The 17260-nt window shown below is 33.9% G+C and carries 13 protein-coding genes; 8 read left to right on the plus strand and 5 right to left on the minus strand.

Annotation, left to right across the window (positions count from 1 at the left end; genetic code table 11):
* Window positions 1-3: 3 nt before the first annotated feature.
* Complete coding sequence (locus tag JL53_RS02275) at window positions 4-1119, minus strand: low temperature requirement protein A (RefSeq protein WP_003718480.1); 1116 nt, start codon at window positions 1117-1119, stop codon at window positions 4-6.
* 182 nt (window positions 1120-1301) lie between these two features.
* Between JL53_RS02275 and JL53_RS02280 the strand changes: the two genes are divergently transcribed.
* From JL53_RS02280 to JL53_RS02305, 6 genes are all read left to right on the plus strand, one after another.
* A complete protein-coding gene (locus tag JL53_RS02280) occupies window positions 1302-1673 on the plus strand; it encodes an iron chaperone (protein WP_003718481.1) in 372 nt (123 codons plus the stop codon).
* 94 nt (window positions 1674-1767) lie between these two features.
* A complete protein-coding gene (locus JL53_RS02285) occupies window positions 1768-2136 on the plus strand; it encodes a hypothetical protein (RefSeq protein ID WP_038406635.1) in 369 nt (122 codons plus the stop codon).
* Window positions 2137-2406: 270 nt separating this feature from the next.
* Window positions 2407-5394, plus strand: coding sequence for a type I restriction endonuclease subunit R (locus tag JL53_RS02290; protein WP_038406636.1), 2988 nt, complete (start codon window positions 2407-2409; stop codon window positions 5392-5394).
* 49 nt (window positions 5395-5443) lie between these two features.
* Window positions 5444-7030, plus strand: coding sequence for a type I restriction-modification system subunit M (locus JL53_RS02295; RefSeq protein WP_038406637.1), 1587 nt, complete (start codon window positions 5444-5446; stop codon window positions 7028-7030).
* A complete protein-coding gene (locus JL53_RS02300) occupies window positions 7027-8250 on the plus strand; it encodes a restriction endonuclease subunit S (RefSeq protein ID WP_038406638.1) in 1224 nt (407 codons plus the stop codon). The genes JL53_RS02295 and JL53_RS02300 overlap by 4 nt, the downstream gene beginning before the upstream one ends.
* Before the next feature lie 82 nt (window positions 8251-8332).
* Window positions 8333-9262: a site-specific integrase gene (locus JL53_RS02305; RefSeq protein ID WP_038406639.1), complete on the plus strand. Its 930-nt coding sequence runs from the start codon at window positions 8333-8335 to the stop codon at window positions 9260-9262.
* Between the two features lie 48 nt (window positions 9263-9310).
* Here JL53_RS02305 and JL53_RS02310 read toward each other — a convergent pair whose 3' ends face one another.
* Complete coding sequence (locus JL53_RS02310; protein WP_038406640.1) at window positions 9311-10507, minus strand: restriction endonuclease subunit S; 1197 nt, start codon at window positions 10505-10507, stop codon at window positions 9311-9313.
* Window positions 10485-11375 carry a tyrosine-type recombinase/integrase gene (locus JL53_RS02315; protein WP_038406641.1) on the minus strand — a complete coding sequence of 297 codons (891 nt, stop codon included), beginning with the start codon at window positions 11373-11375 and terminating at the stop codon, window positions 10485-10487. Before JL53_RS02315 ends, JL53_RS02310 begins: the two co-directional genes overlap by 23 nt.
* Before the next feature lie 93 nt (window positions 11376-11468).
* Between JL53_RS02315 and JL53_RS02320 the strand changes: the two genes are divergently transcribed.
* Complete coding sequence (locus JL53_RS02320) at window positions 11469-12689, plus strand: PLP-dependent aminotransferase family protein (RefSeq protein ID WP_038408121.1); 1221 nt, start codon at window positions 11469-11471, stop codon at window positions 12687-12689.
* 55 nt (window positions 12690-12744) lie between these two features.
* Here the strand turns inward: JL53_RS02320 and JL53_RS02325 are convergent, their stop codons facing one another.
* A complete protein-coding gene (locus tag JL53_RS02325) occupies window positions 12745-15177 on the minus strand; it encodes a tetratricopeptide repeat protein (RefSeq protein WP_038406642.1) in 2433 nt (810 codons plus the stop codon).
* A 54-nt stretch (window positions 15178-15231) separates the two neighbouring features.
* Window positions 15232-16338, minus strand: a complete 1107-nt coding sequence (locus JL53_RS02330) for a low temperature requirement protein A (protein ID WP_038406643.1) — start codon at window positions 16336-16338, stop codon at window positions 15232-15234.
* 140 nt (window positions 16339-16478) lie between these two features.
* Here JL53_RS02330 and JL53_RS02335 point away from each other — a divergent pair, with 140 nt between their 5' ends.
* Complete coding sequence (locus tag JL53_RS02335) at window positions 16479-17141, plus strand: uracil-DNA glycosylase (protein WP_003718485.1); 663 nt, start codon at window positions 16479-16481, stop codon at window positions 17139-17141.
* The last annotated feature ends 119 nt before the right edge of the window (window positions 17142-17260 follow it).

Raw genomic sequence — 17260 nt, forward strand, 5'->3', positions numbered from 1 at the left:
TTTTTATATATTTGCCAACCGGAAAGTATGGTTTTGGAGACTAAGATCAAGTACCGCACAAATCCAAATACAAAAAAAGCTAATAAATAATGGAAGCTCAACCAATATATTAATAAAAAAGAGTCCGATTAAAAGTAGCAATAAAGATGCATTTTTCCATAAATAAAATGTCACTCCGGCTTTTTTATGTGCTGCAAAAACAAGCTGCTTGGAAATGAAAAAGGTTCCAACAGCCCCAAAAAGCATCAATAATAGAATTTCTCTTTGCAAAATATTATCAAACAGTAGATGCAAATTCGCCGCAAGCAACATAATCGAAATAATAATTAAGAAATGCCCATAAATAAAGCATTGCCCATGTGTCGGTTTATCAAAGTCAATAAGTTTATCATGGCAACGGAAATAGGAGGCCCAAAATGTCCAAATAATGATAAAGCCAAAGAAAGCATACATAACCGTGTAAGGATCAAGAGTATGCCCAAATAAAATAGAGGTAATAGCAAAAAAACTTTCTCCAAAGGTGATGATGACAAATAAACCAAAACGTTCCGCTAAATGGTAAAAGTCAACAGGAACTTTACGTAAAGTATTTATATAAAATGGGGGAATAACCATATCCACCACGATGCCCAAATATACAAAGAAGTAGCGTAATGTTCCATCAAAAAAGAACGAAACTCCTGTTGTCAAAGAACCTAACAGAAAAATATTTCCGAGCAACAAAGCTACTTTTCGCGGCGCATTTACTAAACTTCTGCTCATAGTAAAATATTGAATGATAATAATAAAGCGAATTCCTAAATAGCCAATTAAAAAGGTGTGATAAGCATCAGAAAATGCTGAATGAAAGCTAGCTGTTAGTAAAATAGCAAAAAACATTTGTGGAATCATATAGAGTTCTAAATTTTTCTTTTCTCCACCAAACCGGTTTACAAACATAGTCTGACCAACCCAACACCAAAACATCGGAATAACCATTAAAAGATATTCCACAAAATAAATAGCTGTTTTATCCGGGTGACAATCAACACTTAATAATAAATGTGTTGTAGAAGACACCGCGGTTACAAAAACTAAGTCAAAAAATAATTCTAACCAAGTAACTTTTTTGTGTTTCATTATTTCACCTCAAATATTTTTTTCAAAATTATATCACGCCAAATTAGAACTGAAATATACATTTGTTTACTTTTGACAATAGCTGAGAAAGAAAAGTATAATTGTAGAATAACTTAGTTGAATTGCACAGCTAGAAACAAAAAAATAGTGAGAATAAGACATTTTTATAGGAGGAAAAGAATATGGAAGTTTTTGCAGAATATTTGGCTGGTATCGATAACCCTGAACACCGCGAGCGCACAAAAGAAGTTTTAACATGGATTGCTGAAACTTTTCCAAACTTAAAGCCGGAAATCAAATGGAATACACCAATGTTTTCAAATAATGGCACATTCATTATCGGCATTTCTGTTGCAAAACAGCATATGAGCATTTCTCCAGAAGTAGCTGGAATTGAGCGCTTTGAAGAAGACCTAAAACAAGCAGGATACAGCCATACAAAAGGCCTATTCCGCATCACTTGGGCTAAACCAGTCGATTTTAGTTTGCTAGAAAAAATTATTGAGTTTAACATTCAAGATAAAGCAAATTACACAAGTTTCTGGCGTGTTTAAGCAAGTTTTAGTTACTTTTGTCACATAGCGAACCCAGATATTTTGTGCCATAATAAATAAGCTAACATGTATTTTATTAAAAGAGTGGTGTAAAATGCGGATTTTTTGTGGAATTATGTCCATCCAAGCAGGCTTCGTCGGAGGACTGGCTGAAATACTAAGCCCCGAGAGCAAGAAAATCAATCTATTCATGATACCAGACAACCTAGCATCTTCATCCGGCTACTTAATGTCGTTCGCAATGATAGTAGCCGGAATCCTAATCATCTGCGCCTATCGAAACGATTTTTTCATTTTTATGGCGCTGGTATTATGGTTATTCGGACTAATTTTCGGACTGATTTTCACCCCAAGTTTTTCCGGCTTTTATTTCCGTCCGATTGTTTGTTTGATAAGCTTTTTGATGGGGTTGTTTATTTTTACGGATTATACGAGGCATAGGGATAGTGAGGAGGAGAGGTGAGCGAGGGCTTGCTTCTTTTTTTGTAATATAACATCTCGAAAAGTGGGGAAAAACACTAGACTATCGCTATTTTCTCCAATCTTACTTTTCTAATTATTCCAAAATAAATAAAAACTGACTTTCGCCACTCATTCTTCCGTGATATAATTATAAATGTGAATTCATTCACTTGAAATGTATCTCAGCGTAAGTGAATGAATCTCTAAGGAAAACGGTGATGGGTGAATTATAGAGAAGCTTCGTATAAAAATAGCGAAAGGATGTATTTATTTGGGGGAAGCAAAATTTGAAGAAGCTTTAATCAAAAAGCTTGAAGCAGAAGGTTGGACTTATCGAAAAGATTTTTCCAACGTTAGTATTAAAAAGCTTGAACAACATTGGCGGGATATTTTAAATGAAACTAATGCACATAAGCTAAATGGAATACCACTAACTGATATTGAATTCGGATTGGTTCTTCAAGAATTACAACGTATCCGAACACCTTATGATGCACAATTATTATTGGTAGGAGCAGGTGGGGTAGGGTCAATCCCTGTTACTCGTGATGATGGTTCTAGCCTAGAGGTGGAAATCTTTTATTCAGATGACGTAGCAGGTGGACGTTCGCGCTATGAAATCGTCAATCAAGTAAAGTTCGATGATTTGCCTAAAGGATTGACCTCAAAACGAATTATTGATATTGCTTTACTTATCAACGGCATTCCTGTTGCCCATATTGAAGAAAAAGATGAGCATTTACAAAATCAATGGCGTGCGTTTGAACAACTCAAAGGCTATCATGGGGACGGATTATACGAGGGATTATTTACTTTTGTGCAAGTGCAATTTATCATGAGCCAACACTCAGCGCATTATTTTGCTCGACCGAATGCGTTCGAACATTACAATAAAACTTTTGTATTTGGTTGGCGTGATGAGAATAATAAAGATATTACAGATGCATTTGAATTTGCCCGTCAAGTAATGGGCATTCCAGCACTACATCGTTTAGTTACGGTCAATATGATTCCAGATGCTTCAAATGATAATTTGATGGTTATGCGTAGCTATCAAATTCAAGCAACACGAGAAATTTTACAACGTATGAAAGAAATGGAAGCGAGCGGTCTTATTCAAAAAGAAGGTGGATACATTTGGCATACAACAGGTTCAGGAAAGACTGTTACCTCTTTTAAAGTGGCTCAGTTATTAGCTTCTGCCCCTAGAATTAGAAATGTACTATTTATCGTAGACCGTGTTGACTTGATTGATCAAACTCTTGAAAATTTTAAAGATTTCGCTTATAAACATTTTGAAAAACGTATTAAGAAAGTTAATGGCCGAGAATTAAAACGAGAATTGAAACATAAAGGTGCTTCACAAATTTTGCTGATTTCTGTTCAAGGCTTAACGAAAGCTGTTAAACGTGGATTAGAAAATGATGATTGGAACGTCATTATTATGGATGAAGCACATCGAAGTGCAAGTGGAGATTCGGTACAGTTAATAAAAAAAGCTTTCAAGAAAACAACTTGGTTCGGATTTTCAGGGACGCCGAACTTCTATAGTGACGAGATAAATGATGTCAAAACGACTCGTGATATCTCAACGCATGATATTTTTGGTAAGCGCCTACATACTTATACAATTAAAGATGCTATTGGTGATGGGAATGTTTTAGGTTTTGATGTAACTTATTTCAAACCGCACTGGGTTATTGAACATCCAGAAGGCGGATTTTCAGAAAAAGATTATGAAAAAGAGGTTTATCAGAGCGATGTCTATCGTCAAGAAGTGGTACAAGATATCCTTGATAATTGGAAGAAAACATCTAGCGGAGCCTTAATTGCTGGGAGGCGTAAAGAAAATGTTTTCCAAGCGATGTTAGCGGTATCTGGTAAACAAGCTGTGGTGCATTATTACAATATTCTTAAAGAGAAAGCACCACATTTAAATATTGCAATGACATTTTCTCGAGATGAGTCTAATGAACACGGCACAAAAGAGTTAAACGAAGCGCTTAAAAATGCGATTAATGACTATACCGAAAAATTCGATGTTCCGAGCATTTTGGATGCAAAAGACCCCGCGCGTGCATATATGCTGGATATAACTAAGCGATTGTCTCGCAGGAAACCATACAATCAAGGTGATGATGAAGATAGGCTGGATTTAGTGATTGTTTCGGACCAATTATTAACTGGTTTCGACTCTAAGTTCATTAATATGATTTATATGGATAAAATGCTAAAAGAAGGTATGCTCATCCAAGCAATTTCTCGGACAAATCGGACATGCGACCTTAACAGTAAACCACACGGGAAAGTCCGTTTTTACCGGCAAGGGGATGAGATGCAAGGATTTGTTGAAAATGCACTGCGTATATATACGAGAGGCGGAAATGATACCCTTCAAGAAGCAGAGGGCGAAACAGAAAATTTGCGTCCTAAAGATTTAGAAAATGATGACATTTTAGCAAAACCACAAAGTCATCAAATTGCTGATTTAGAAGAAGCTGTTTTAAGACTAAAAGAACTTGCTGGCGATGATTTTAGTCAAGTTCCTCGTGGGCAAAGTGATATAAAAGAATTCGTAGCGCTTGCATTATCAACCCAGAATGCGATTCAACGTTTAGTTCAACAGGGGTACGAGCTTGGTAGCGAAATTGAGGAATTAGACGAAAATGGTGAGCCCACTGGAAAGTTGGTTAGCCTTGATATTTCAAGCATTGAGGAATTTGGTGCTTTACAGGCTCGCCTAAATGACGCCAGAGAAAAATTACCTCTTGACGAACGTCCGGACCTGACTGCAATCAAAATAGGTATTGAATTTTATCATCATGAAATTATCGACTACGACATGCTAGTTGAACTTTTGAATACGTTTATGGATGAAAAAATAGAAAAAAATAAAGAAGCCATTGAAAAACACATTACACCTATGGATGACGAAAATCGTAAGGAAATTCATGAAATTGTGGATGATATCGAATCAGGTGAAATCACCCAACATTTTACAACTGAATCGCTTCTTGAAACACGTAAGAAGTACCGTACGGAACGTCGGGAGCTAAAGATTCGTCGCTGGGCAGCCAATCAAAATGTTAATGGGAATCGGGTTATGAAAGCATTTGATTTATTCCTGCCAGGACATACGCTCATTGATAATCAGAAACTTGCAGATATCATACATGAGATCGAGAAAGAAGAAAACAAGGGTTTCTTTGAAGCATTAAATTTTGAAGAAGATTTAATGGCGTTTTTTAATTCATTGTAAGTATCGTAAACTATAATTTAAAACATAAGAGAGAGAAGGAAATAACATAATGGGACTATCAAATGAACAACAGACTAAAATGTGGGAAATGCTCAATCAAACACGAGGACAAATTGGATTAACAGCATACAAAGACTACATATTCGGAATTTTGTTTTATAAATATTTATCTGAAAAAGCGACCAATTGGTTAGAAGATGTGTTACGTGGTGAGTCGTGGAAAAACATTTATTCTCAAGATTCTGCTAAGGCATTAGATTATATGAAAAAGAACCTTGGCTATGCAATCCAGCCAAATGACTTTTTCATGGATTGGAAAAAAGCAATCGATGAAGATCGCTTTAATATTGGGATGATGACCGATACATTTGGCCATTTCAACCAACAAATCGCCTTTGAAGCGAAAGTTGATTTTGAAGGTATTTTTGATGGAATGCGTTTTGATAGTGCTGATTTAGGGGCAACTGCTCAAGCACGTGCGAGCGTAATGATTTCCATGATTGAATTACTATCTTCCCCAGAATTTGATTTATCTGGTGATGACACAGTTTCGGATATTTATGAATATTTGGTTGCACAATTTGCCGTTGTATTAGCCTCTGACATGGGACAATACTATACGCCCAAAGAAATTTCGGATGTAATGGCTCGAATTTTAACGTTTGGTCGAGAAGATAAAGAAAACTTTTCTATCTATGATCCAACTGTTGGTTCTGGTTCGCTTTTACTTACAACCGCAAGTTATATGAAAAATTCGCATAAACGTGGAATGATTAAGTATTTTGGTCAAGAAAAAGACGCAACTCCTTACCGTTTGTCGAGAATGAATTTGATGATGCATGGTATTGAGTATAATGATATCTACATTAACCATGCGGATACGCTTGAAAGTGACTGGCCAGATGGCGTTGTAGACGGAAAAGATACTCCGCGAATGTTTGATGCTGTAATGGCAAATCCACCCTATTCGGCACATTGGAATAATAAGGACCGTGAAGATGATCAACGTTGGCGTGAATACGGTGTTGCCCCTAAGACAAAAGCGGATTATGCTTTCTTGTTACATTGTTTGTATCACTTAGAAGATAATGGACGCATGGCGATTATTTTGCCGCATGGCGTATTGTTCCGTGGAGCTGCTGAAGGTCGTATTCGTAAAGCTTTAATTGATAAACACCAAATTGAAGCAGTTATTGGATTTCCGGATAAACTATTTTTAAATACATCTATTCCTGTCTCTGTCTTAATTTTAAGAAAAAACCGTGTTGAGTCAGATATTCTTTTTGTCGATGCCAGTAAAGGTTTTGAGAAAATGAAAAATCAAAAACACTTGCGTCCTGAGGATGTTGAGAAGGTTGTTGATACATTTGTCAATCGCAAAGAAATTGAGAAATATTCCCATATTGCAACTTTAGATGAAATCAAAGAAAATGATTATAATTTAAATATTCCTCGTTATGTTGATACTTTTGAAGAAGAAGAGCCTATTGATATCATGGAGTTAAGTAAAGAAATGGTAGAACTGAACTCTGAAATTAAAAAGGCTGAGAGCGGTTTTCTATCATCATTGGATGAGTTAGCTATAACTCCGGATACCAAGGATATAATCGAAGCTACAAAGGCGGTATTTCGATGAAAGATGAACGGAAAACCGCACCGGTGATTCGATTTAATGGTTTTTCTGACGCTTGGGAACAGCGTAAGTTGGGTGATGTAGCAACTTCTTTTGAGTATGGACTTAATGCTAGTTCCAAGGAATACGATGGAGAAAATAAATATATTAGGATTACTGATATAAACGAAAATTCTCACTTGTTTAATCAAAATAACTTAACTTCTCCGGATATAGTATTGATTAATTCTGATAACTATTTACTAAAAGAAGGAGATATTCTTTTTGCTAGAACAGGTGCTAGTGTCGGGAAATCTTATTGTTATGAGGAAATAGATGGAAAAGTTTATTATGCAGGTTTTTTAATAAGAGCTAAAGTTAAACAAAAATATGATGTGAAATTTATTTTTCAGAACACATTAACAAATAGATATAATAATTTTATTCAAATTACTTCTCAAAGATCAGGCCAACCAGGAATCAATGCTCAAGAATATGCGAATTTTGATTTGCACACTCCTAAACTAGAAGAACAACAAAAAATAGGCACCTTTTTCAAACAATTAGACAACACTATCGCTCTTCATCAACGTAAGTTAGACACTCTGAAGCTGATGAAAAAAGGCTTTTTACAGCAGATGTTTCCGGAGAAAGGAGAAAAAGTACCTAAGCTGAGGTTTGCTGATTTTGAAGAGGAATGGGAACAGCGTAAGATAAGAGATTTTCTAACTGAAAGTAAAACAAAAGGTTCCAATGGATTAATAGCTAAAAAATTAACAGTAAAGCTTTGGAGAAAAGGCATTATTGCAAAAGAAGAAATTTATAGTGGGAGTTCGGCTACAAAGTACTATGTAAGAAAAGCAGGTCAATTTATGTATGGAAAGCTAGATTTTATAAACCAAGCTTTTGGTATTATTCCTACAGAACTAGATGGATACGAGTCAACAATAGACTCCCCTGCATTTGATTTTCAAAATGAAATCAACCCACATTTCTTTTTTGAATATATTTCTTTAAGACAATTTTATGAATATCAAGGAAATATAGCAAATGGCTCACGAATAGCAAAACGTATTCACACTGAAACATTTTTTGAAATGCCTATCCTTACTCCTAGTCAAGAGGAACAGGAAAAAATAGGTTTATTCATTAAACAAGTAGATAGCAAGATTGATTTTCATCAAACCAAACTAAATATACTTAATAGATTCAAAAAAGCGTATCTACAAAATATGTTTATATGACTTTGTATTTACAGTTATACCACCTCCATAGATAATAAATAAAGATGAACAATTCATCTATTTATTATCTATGGAGGTTTTTATGAAAACAAAAAGAAGAAAAGATCAAAAGTTTCATGAGTATTACAAGGAATGGGTGAAACTTTATAAAGTGGGTGCTATCCGTTCAATTACCTTGCAAAAATACTATGTAACAGAACAAAAACTGCAAGAACTTGTGCCTGATTTAAAATTAAAGGAGCTTGACCGTTATAGTTATCAAAAACTACTGAATGATTATGCGCTTACCCATGAGAAGCAAACAACTATGGATTTCCATCACCAACTTAAAGGGGCTATTCTAGATGCGGTTGATGAAGGTATTATTTCTCAAAATCCCACAAGAAAAATTGTGATTAAAGGAAAAGCCCCTAGATCTAAAAAAGCAAAATTTTTAAACCAATTTGAAGTGCAGGCATTATTGAAAGAATTAAATTTAACAGAAGAAATTAATTGGGATTGGTTTATATTATTAGTTATTAAAACAGGACTTCGCTTTTCAGAAGCACTAGCTTTGACTCCTTCAGACTTTGATTTTTCTAAACAGAAAATAATTATCAATAAGACTTGGAATTACAAAAAAACGGACGGTTCTTTTCAACCAACAAAAAATGAATCTTCTAACAGAAAAATTCAAATTGACTGGCAACTAGCTATGCAATTCTCACAGTTAATTAAATTGAAAGAACAAGATAAACCGATTTTTGTTAAAAGTAGGGTATTTAATTCCACTATTAATAATCGCTTGAACGTATTATGTAATCGCGCCAATATACCAATTATTACGGTTCACAGTTTGCGACATACTCATGCTTCTTTACTTTTATTTGCGGGTGTTTCAATCGCCAGTGTTGCGAATAGATTAGGGCATTCTAGCATGACGACAACTCAGGAAACGTATCTTCATATTATTCAGGAATTAGAAAATCAAGATAATGATAAGATTATACGGCATTTGTCGATGTTAATGTGATTAAAAATCCCTACTTAGTTAAAATATACTAGGTAGGGATTTCTTAATTTATATGAACATATTTTGTAGATAGGATTTCTTGAGATTTTTGAATTTATCTATTTTATTTTGTTGAAGATTAATAATATCATCAAGTTTCGAAAAAATTTTTGCTATTCTAACTTGTTCTCCTATAGAAGGGATTGACAATAAAATATTTTCAAGATACGAATAATATAGGTTTGATACATTTCCACCTTCAACTCTTTTAGCAAACTCAATGCGCATTTTAGCACGGAAATAAATAGCTATAAATAGTGGATTTTGTTTAGTGTTATATACAGAAATCATTTCCCCAATTGCTACATTTGGAATTTTAAGCCAACTACACTTTGCAAACTCTAATGGATTTTCTCCCACACGTGGTACTAAAACTTCGTAACCTGTACTAAATTTCAAATTTTCTTTCGGAATATTTGTATAAGAATATATTCTATCAATTTTTGCGCCAAATTTTGTATATAACTCTCCATATCTAACACAGGGAATAACAGCGTCTTCAGTAACAGACCATTTGGGAGCGCTCTTTCCATAATAAAATTCACCATATTCCCCTAACTTACGCTGTTCCCATTCCTCTTCAAAATCAGCAAACCTCAGCTTAGGTACTTTTTCTCCTTTCTCCGGAAACATCTGCTGTAAAAAGCCTTTTTTCATCAGCTTCAGAGTGTCTAACTTACGTTGATGAAGAGCGATAGTGTTGTCTAATTGTTTGAAAAAGGTGCCTATTTTTTGTTGTTCTTCCAGATTGGGAACCTTGAATTCAAATGAACGTATTTTGCTTAAAGCCAAAAATTTCTGTGTCCCTCCAGCATTCTCACTTTTGATATACCTTTCAAAAACTGGTGATTTCAGCAACTGAATTAAAAATTGGTTTAGAATTCTTTTATGTTCCTTAATCAAAGCAACATTTTTAATTGCAAAATTAGTTTGTCTTACTAAAACTGGATTTCCAATTGTACCAATCATTCCAAACAATATATCTCCTTCATCTACTTTAGAACGGTGATTGATTGCATTATAATCAGCTTCAGCTATTAATGAAACATCTTTCAAATCCAAACCATGATTCTTTAGATTTTTCGAGGTAACTAGTGGGTACCCTGTATCAAAGTATTGAGGAGAATCATGTGTACCATCTCGTACATCACTTTCATCACCCAACTTACGCTGTTCCCAAGCGTCAAATATTCCCTCTAAACCCATAAAGCGTGAGCACTTCACTTTTACGCGTAGATGAAACGCTTGTATAAATTTCAGTTGTAGAAATATTCGCATGCCCAAGCAACTCCTGTATGTCTCTAAGATTAGCTCCATTATTGAGTAGTTGTGTAGCAAAACTATGTCTAAGGTAATGAGGTGTGGACAGTGTATTTATTTGCGATAAGTATTTAAATTTCTTAAAAATGTTGGATATACCATAAATGGATATTCTGTTTCCATATTTATTAAGGAAAAATGCTTTCTCTTTTGCAAGTGGAAGATATTCTTTTCTTATCTTTAAATAACTTTCTATAATATTTTTTGAAGTAGGGCTTGTTAGAAATAGGACTCTTTCTTTATTGTTCTTCCCATGAATCAAAATATACCCATCGTTATAATCATAAACATCCATATTACTTACCTCACTAATACGCAAACCTAAATTTATCATTATTTCAATCATTGCTTTATCTCTAATATGATCTCTTTGCTTCTTCAAAGTAGTTGGTGAGTAAACTTGCACAGTTTCAACTAATTGCTTCAATTCTGAATTACTTAATGTTTTTGGAACTCTTCGTTCTTTCCGAATTTGAACATTTGGAAATGGGGGTAGATTTATTTTTTCATAATCAACTAAGAAAGCCCAAAACATTTTTAATGTAGTGAGCTTCCTTTTTTTGCTGCTAGATTTATATGCACTAGTCTGGACGAGGTAATGTATGTAATTTTCTAGGCATTCAGTAATCGTATAAACATGAAAATTGTAATACTCATTTAGTTTTTTTAAGTCAATATCATAAGCGTAAATAGATTTATTAGAAAGGTTTTGTAGTTCTTTTTTTGCAATGAATCGTTTAATATATTTTTCCATAATGTGATTTTTGCTCCTTAATGAAACTGATTTTTTGTGTAAGTCTATGATATAATAAAACTAAAAATAATATACAATTATTTGGAGGTTTTTATGGATAATTTAGAGATTTTAGAGCAACTAAACCGAAAATATGAGAATTACAACAGAAATACATTACCATTGTGTGCGGCAGAAAATGTGATGTCTGACTTTTCAAAATTACCGTTATCTTCTTCTATACAAGAGAAATATATCATGGGCGGCACTCTAGATTTACAGATAGAGCATAACTTTATGGAAAGCTCGCTACTATTTGAGTATTATGAGTTGCTTTCAAAACTTGGAAAAGAACTTTATGGAGCTGAATATACTGATGGTCGAACCTTGACTGGAATGAATGCTTTAACAACTTTACTAATGAGTGCATTTAAAGCTGGAGATAAGGTTTTAATAAGTTCTAGTGATGTGGGGGGGCATGGATCAATTCCAATTATTTGTAAACGTTTGGGTCTTATATATGAAGAACTACCTTATAACTATGATGAATTTGATTTTGATTACCAAAAAATTAATCTTATAATAAAGTCAGAACAGATTGCAGGGATTATCATTGGTCTCTCTGATATACAATATCCACCAGAAATTCAACAGCTTGAGTTGCGAGACACTATTTTGATTTACGACGCTACTCAGACTCTAGGACTAATTGCTTTTAACCCCAAACAAAACCCCTTATTAAGTATGCCTACAGAAAATAAAATAATTTTATTAGGCGCAACCCATAAAACCATCCCTGGACCAAGTTGCGGATTAATAATGGCTAAAAATCTCTCTTTTGCTCATGAGCTTGATAAAAAAATAAATCCTGATTACATAAGAAACATTCAAATGCATCAAATTTTAAGTCTAATATACACGTTAATTGAGTTCCAAACATATGGTGAAGATTATATGAAGCAAATGGTTAAAAATACGGCACTCCTTACAAGTATGTTAGAGCCACACTTTGAAATTTTAAAGAAAGGAAACCGCTTTTCTGAAACACATCAAATTCACTTTCATATTGAGAGTGACGAACTTGATACATTTTATAATAACGCCACCTTTCACTCAGTTACATTGAATAAGCGAGATAAAAAAATATATCGTAATAGTGGAATTAGGATTGGAACGCAAGAAATTACTCGGTACGGCTATAGCATAGCCGAACTGTCTCAGGTTGCTAACGTGCTGAGCTTATTGAAGGTGAAACAAAACTCAACAACAGATAAAGAAATAAATTCTGTTCTCCAGGAACTAGTTCAAAATAAAACAGTTCATTATTGCTTTTAATAATTTAAAAAATCGCTAAATCACAATTCTAAAATATTGATTTAGCGATTTTTTCTTACCTAACAATTAAATGCAAGTTATTTAAGTTTCGAATAGACCAATCTTTTTCTATCAAATATTTTTCGAAATTTAACCCTCTACTAGAAAGTTCATTAACCAATAATCCATTAGTTTCTTGTTGATTTGTTAAAGCATATAATATCAGTTGAATATGCAACACGTGGATATACATTTTAGCTTCTTTTGCTTGTTTTAAAAGATTTATTAATTCAGCACTATATTGTTCTTTATTTTTTTTATTTTGAACCATAGCTAAAATGGTTCCTAATCGACAATAGATATATAAATTAGTATCTGAAATATTTTCTGCATATTGCTCTGCCATTTTATAGTTTTCAATCGCATCATCAAACTTCTCTTGCTCTCTGTATAAGTCCGCTAGCGAAAAGTAAAAGTCATAAATAATTCTATGGTTGTGTTGTTCAAAATAATAAATCGAATCTTTCAAGACTTTCTCACTCTTAATAAAGTCCTTTTTCTGTCTTAAAAACATGGAATAGTGGCGATTCACACGATAGTGCAAGTGCTCTAATTCAGAAGGATCTTTACTAATCGCTTCCTTAATCATTTCAAAGTGTGCTTCATAAGAAAACTCGTTTGTGTCTGAATGTAACGCCATATGTGAACAAATTAAACCATAAAGAGATTTAATATAAATTGTAGAGTAGTCAGAAGGCTCTTGCTTATAAAATTTACTCACCTGCGCTAATAGATTTGAATAAATCTTTACTACATTGTATAGATTTTCACCCATATGTCCATAAATATGCGCTCTTAATAATTGATACTCTAAGTCATATTTATCTTTGGTTTTTTGTGGTATATTACTGCTTTTAAGGCTGATTATCAGCAGTTCAAGATCTTCAAGCGCTGTTTCAAAATGATTAACTAAATGAGAAAGATCTGTTTTTTTAAATAGAAACCGGTAATCCATTTCATTCGCTGCCTGATTTACTTGAAGTGGTGCATAATCAACGGTCAATTTTCCAAAGAAATTATCCGCATCCTTATAACTCCCAATCCCCATTAAACTATATAAATTACCATAAGTAATATATGTGGTTATTTTTTTATCAATGCCAGACTTGTTGCACCTATTGTTAAAAGATTGAAAACAATTGAGCAATATATCATACGAATCACTTACAAAGAGAGACTCATAAGTAGCTATAATGAATTCACTTTCTTCATTAATTTTTTCAGTATTAGCACATAACAAATGTGTTAATGCACGTTTTGCATCTGTATTTCTATATTTCGTAAAAGTTTTAGCATGTAATTTTTGATAAATGTCTTTATCTCGCTTATCGAATACATAATGAAAACCTTGTTCAACTAATTTATGAATCTTTACTTGATTATTTTCAAATTTATAACTAATAAAATATTTATCGTTCAATGCATCTATATCTATTTTTGCAAATGAAATATCTTCTATTTCCGCGGAGTTATCATAGATACAACGAACAATTATTTCACGAAACAAGTTGTATTGTGATTCAGATTTCCACAACGATTCTAGGATACTAGAAAAATGATAATTACCTTCTGGATGGGAATTACGCACAAATAAATCAATTAAAACTGGTAATCCTGAACTATTATGATAGATAGCTTCAATATCCGTATCTATCTTATCTGCATAAATTTTTCCAACCATTTCTCCGATTTCTACAGTGGTAAATCGATTTTCCCCTATATCAAAACTAGTTGCTATTACTTGAGGCGCATTTAAAACTTCTTCTGAGATAATAATAAATTGTATTTTATCCATCTGTAATTTTTTTAATAATAATTCTATTTCGGCTCTTTGTTCAGCATCTTTTTTGATACCGTCGAAAGTAAGAATAATATGTTTTGTTCCAATTTCATCAAATAGTTTTAATACATTGTTAATTGTAAGAATCTCCTTATTAGTTGAGTTATTGACTTCTCTTATAACAATCTCTTCTAATGATAGATTATTTTCATTGTGTATGTAAAAAGCCAAAACATCTGTGGTTGGAGTCAAATCTTTATATCTATCTTCTAGTGTTTCTTCTAGGTTCAATATAGCAGTTAATTGTTTAGCTAGATGTGTTTTTCCTATACCACTTTGTCCAATAATATTTATATTATGTTTTTTTAAAATTAAATCAATTAAGTGTTTTAGTTCGCTTGATCTATCAACAAATACAACAGTTGGTGTAGCAGATGGCTTTATGACATTGAAATTACGCGAAAAAAACAAAACTCCCGCTTCGTATATTCCAATAAAACTTATAGTGCCGGTTATTATTTTTTTGGGAAGGTCATTGAGTGTTCCTTGCCAACCATCTTTTACGAAAATAAAAACAGTATACACAAAAAATAGTATAAATAATATTGTAATAGTAATTTTTACATGTTTAGATAATGAGTTGAATTTCGAATGTATTTTTCGTTTCATTAAAGAGAAAAACCTCCAAATAATTGTATATTATTTAGAGGTTTTCAGCCTATTTTATTTTCCCTTAACCCCAACCCACACCCAAAAATCCACAACCCCACAAACCAAAACACTCCCCAAACCAACAAACACCGGCAAATCCCCAATCAAATTCACCAAAAACAACCCAACCAAAAGTCCAAGCAAACAAACATCCTTCCAAACATAAAACCGCACATCCGCCTTCTTATGCACCGCAAACACAAGCTGCTTCGAAATAAAAAACACCGCCACGGACCCAAACAACATCAGAAGCAGCACATCCTTCGCCAAATGCCCTTCAAACAACAAATGCAAGTTCGCCGCGAGTAGCATAACCGAAACAATAATAAAGAAATGGCCATAAATCAAAAACTGCCCGTGCGTCTCCTTATGATGATCGACAACCTTCTCAAAACTATAAAAATACGAAGCCCAAAGCGTGCTAATAATCAAAAACCCAAGCCCCGCATAACAAATCGTATACCAATCCAGCGTATGCCCCACCAAAATCGTCGTAATCGCGACAATACTTTCACCAAACGTAATAATCACAAATAACCCAAATCGCTCTGCCAAATGCGGGAAATCAACCGGAACTTTCCGCAGTGTAGTCGATAAGAATAGCGGCAAAATAATATCAACCGAAATTCCCAAATACATAACTAAATATCGCCAAAAGCCATCAAAAAACATCGAAGTCGCCGTTGTAATCACACCAAGCAAAAACACGCCCCCAAGCATTAATGCCACTTTCCGCGCATCCCCCGACAACTTTCGACTAATAACAAAATACTGAATCACCGTAATCAGCCGAATTCCCAAATAACCAATCAAAAAAGTATAATACGTATTCGAAAAAGTTAAATCAAAACTTGCTGTCATCAAAATTAAGAAAAACATTTGCGGTAACATATAAAGCTCAGGCCATTTGATTTTTTCTCCAAAGCGGTTGAAAAACATCGTCTGTCCAACCCAAGCCCAAAACATCGGAGTCACCATTAGCAAATATTCACCAAAATAAACCGCCGTTTTATCCGGATGATTGTCGATACTTAATAATAGGTGCGTTGTTGAAGCCACAGCAGTTACAAATATTAAATCAAAAAACAACTCTAACCAAGAAACTTTTCGTTCTCCCATTTTTCCACCTCATTCGTTCACTTTTTCAAAATTATACCACGTCAGTCGCAAATAGAAATCATGACGACTTTTGACAGCAGGTTTGAACAATAAGTATAATTGTTATAGTACATAAAATTTTTAACTAGGAGGAAAAGGAAATGGTAAAAACTTGGGATGAATTTCTGAAGCAAGAAGCTACCCAACCATATTTTATTGATTTAATGAAGGAAGTCGCGGATGCTAGGGCAAAAGGAAACGTTTATCCGTCAGAAGAAGACATGTTTTCCTGTTTCCGCTTATGTCCATACGATAAAGTCAAAGTCGTTATTCTCGGCCAAGATCCATATCACGGACCAGGACAAGCGCACGGACTTAGCTTCTCCGTCCAAAAAGGAGTGCGGATTCCACCAAGCCTCAGAAACATCTACAAAGAATTAAAAACCGACCTAGATATCGAACCAGCTGACCACGGACATCTTGCTAAATGGGCCAAACAAGGCGTGCTGCTGATGAACACTAGCTGGAGTGTGGAAGAAGGTAAAGCAGGGAGTCACAAAAAATTAGGCTGGGCGACTTTTACCGAACATGTACTTGAAGAATTAAATAACTATGAAAAGCCATTAGTATTTATTTTATGGGGAAATCATGCTATTAAAGCCGCAAGTGGAATCACTAATCCAAAACATTTATTAATCGAAGGCGTTCACCCATCACCACTCGCAGCAAGTCGTGGATTTTTCGGAAGTAAACCGTTTTCAAAAACGAATGATTTTCTAGAAAAAGCTGGAAGAACCCCGATTAATTGGGATTTAAATGAATAAAAAATAATTACTTGGTCCTTTTTTATGTAAAAATGAAAAAATTTAAATATTTCTCATCGAAAGCTTTTTACATAAGGTTTCATTCGTGTTATGGTTATTACAGGAGAAAGTATAAATTT

It is taken from the genome of Listeria ivanovii subsp. londoniensis (genome assembly GCF_000763495.1).
Classification (GTDB): Bacteria; Bacillota; Bacilli; order Lactobacillales; family Listeriaceae; genus Listeria; species Listeria londoniensis.

Bases quoted from the DNA above. Each gene is read 5' to 3' on its own strand.
- JL53_RS02275 (WP_003718480.1), bottom strand. From the start codon at position 1,119: ATGAAACACAAAAAAGTTACTTGGTTAGAATTATTTTTTGACTTAGTT.
- JL53_RS02280 (WP_003718481.1), top strand. From the start codon at position 1,302: ATGGAAGTTTTTGCAGAATATTTGGCTGGTATCGATAACCCTGAACAC.
- JL53_RS02285 (WP_038406635.1), top strand. From the start codon at position 1,768: ATGCGGATTTTTTGTGGAATTATGTCCATCCAAGCAGGCTTCGTCGGA.
- JL53_RS02295 (WP_038406637.1), top strand. From the start codon at position 5,444: ATGGGACTATCAAATGAACAACAGACTAAAATGTGGGAAATGCTCAAT.
- JL53_RS02300 (WP_038406638.1), top strand. From the start codon at position 7,027: ATGAAAGATGAACGGAAAACCGCACCGGTGATTCGATTTAATGGTTTT.
- JL53_RS02305 (WP_038406639.1), top strand. From the start codon at position 8,333: ATGAAAACAAAAAGAAGAAAAGATCAAAAGTTTCATGAGTATTACAAG.
- JL53_RS02310 (WP_038406640.1), bottom strand. From the start codon at position 10,507: ATGGGTTTAGAGGGAATATTTGACGCTTGGGAACAGCGTAAGTTGGGT.
- JL53_RS02315 (WP_038406641.1), bottom strand. From the start codon at position 11,375: ATGGAAAAATATATTAAACGATTCATTGCAAAAAAAGAACTACAAAAC.
- JL53_RS02320 (WP_038408121.1), top strand. From the start codon at position 11,469: ATGGATAATTTAGAGATTTTAGAGCAACTAAACCGAAAATATGAGAAT.
- JL53_RS02325 (WP_038406642.1), bottom strand. From the start codon at position 15,177: ATGAAACGAAAAATACATTCGAAATTCAACTCATTATCTAAACATGTA.
- JL53_RS02330 (WP_038406643.1), bottom strand. From the start codon at position 16,338: ATGGGAGAACGAAAAGTTTCTTGGTTAGAGTTGTTTTTTGATTTAATA.
- JL53_RS02335 (WP_003718485.1), top strand. From the start codon at position 16,479: ATGGTAAAAACTTGGGATGAATTTCTGAAGCAAGAAGCTACCCAACCA.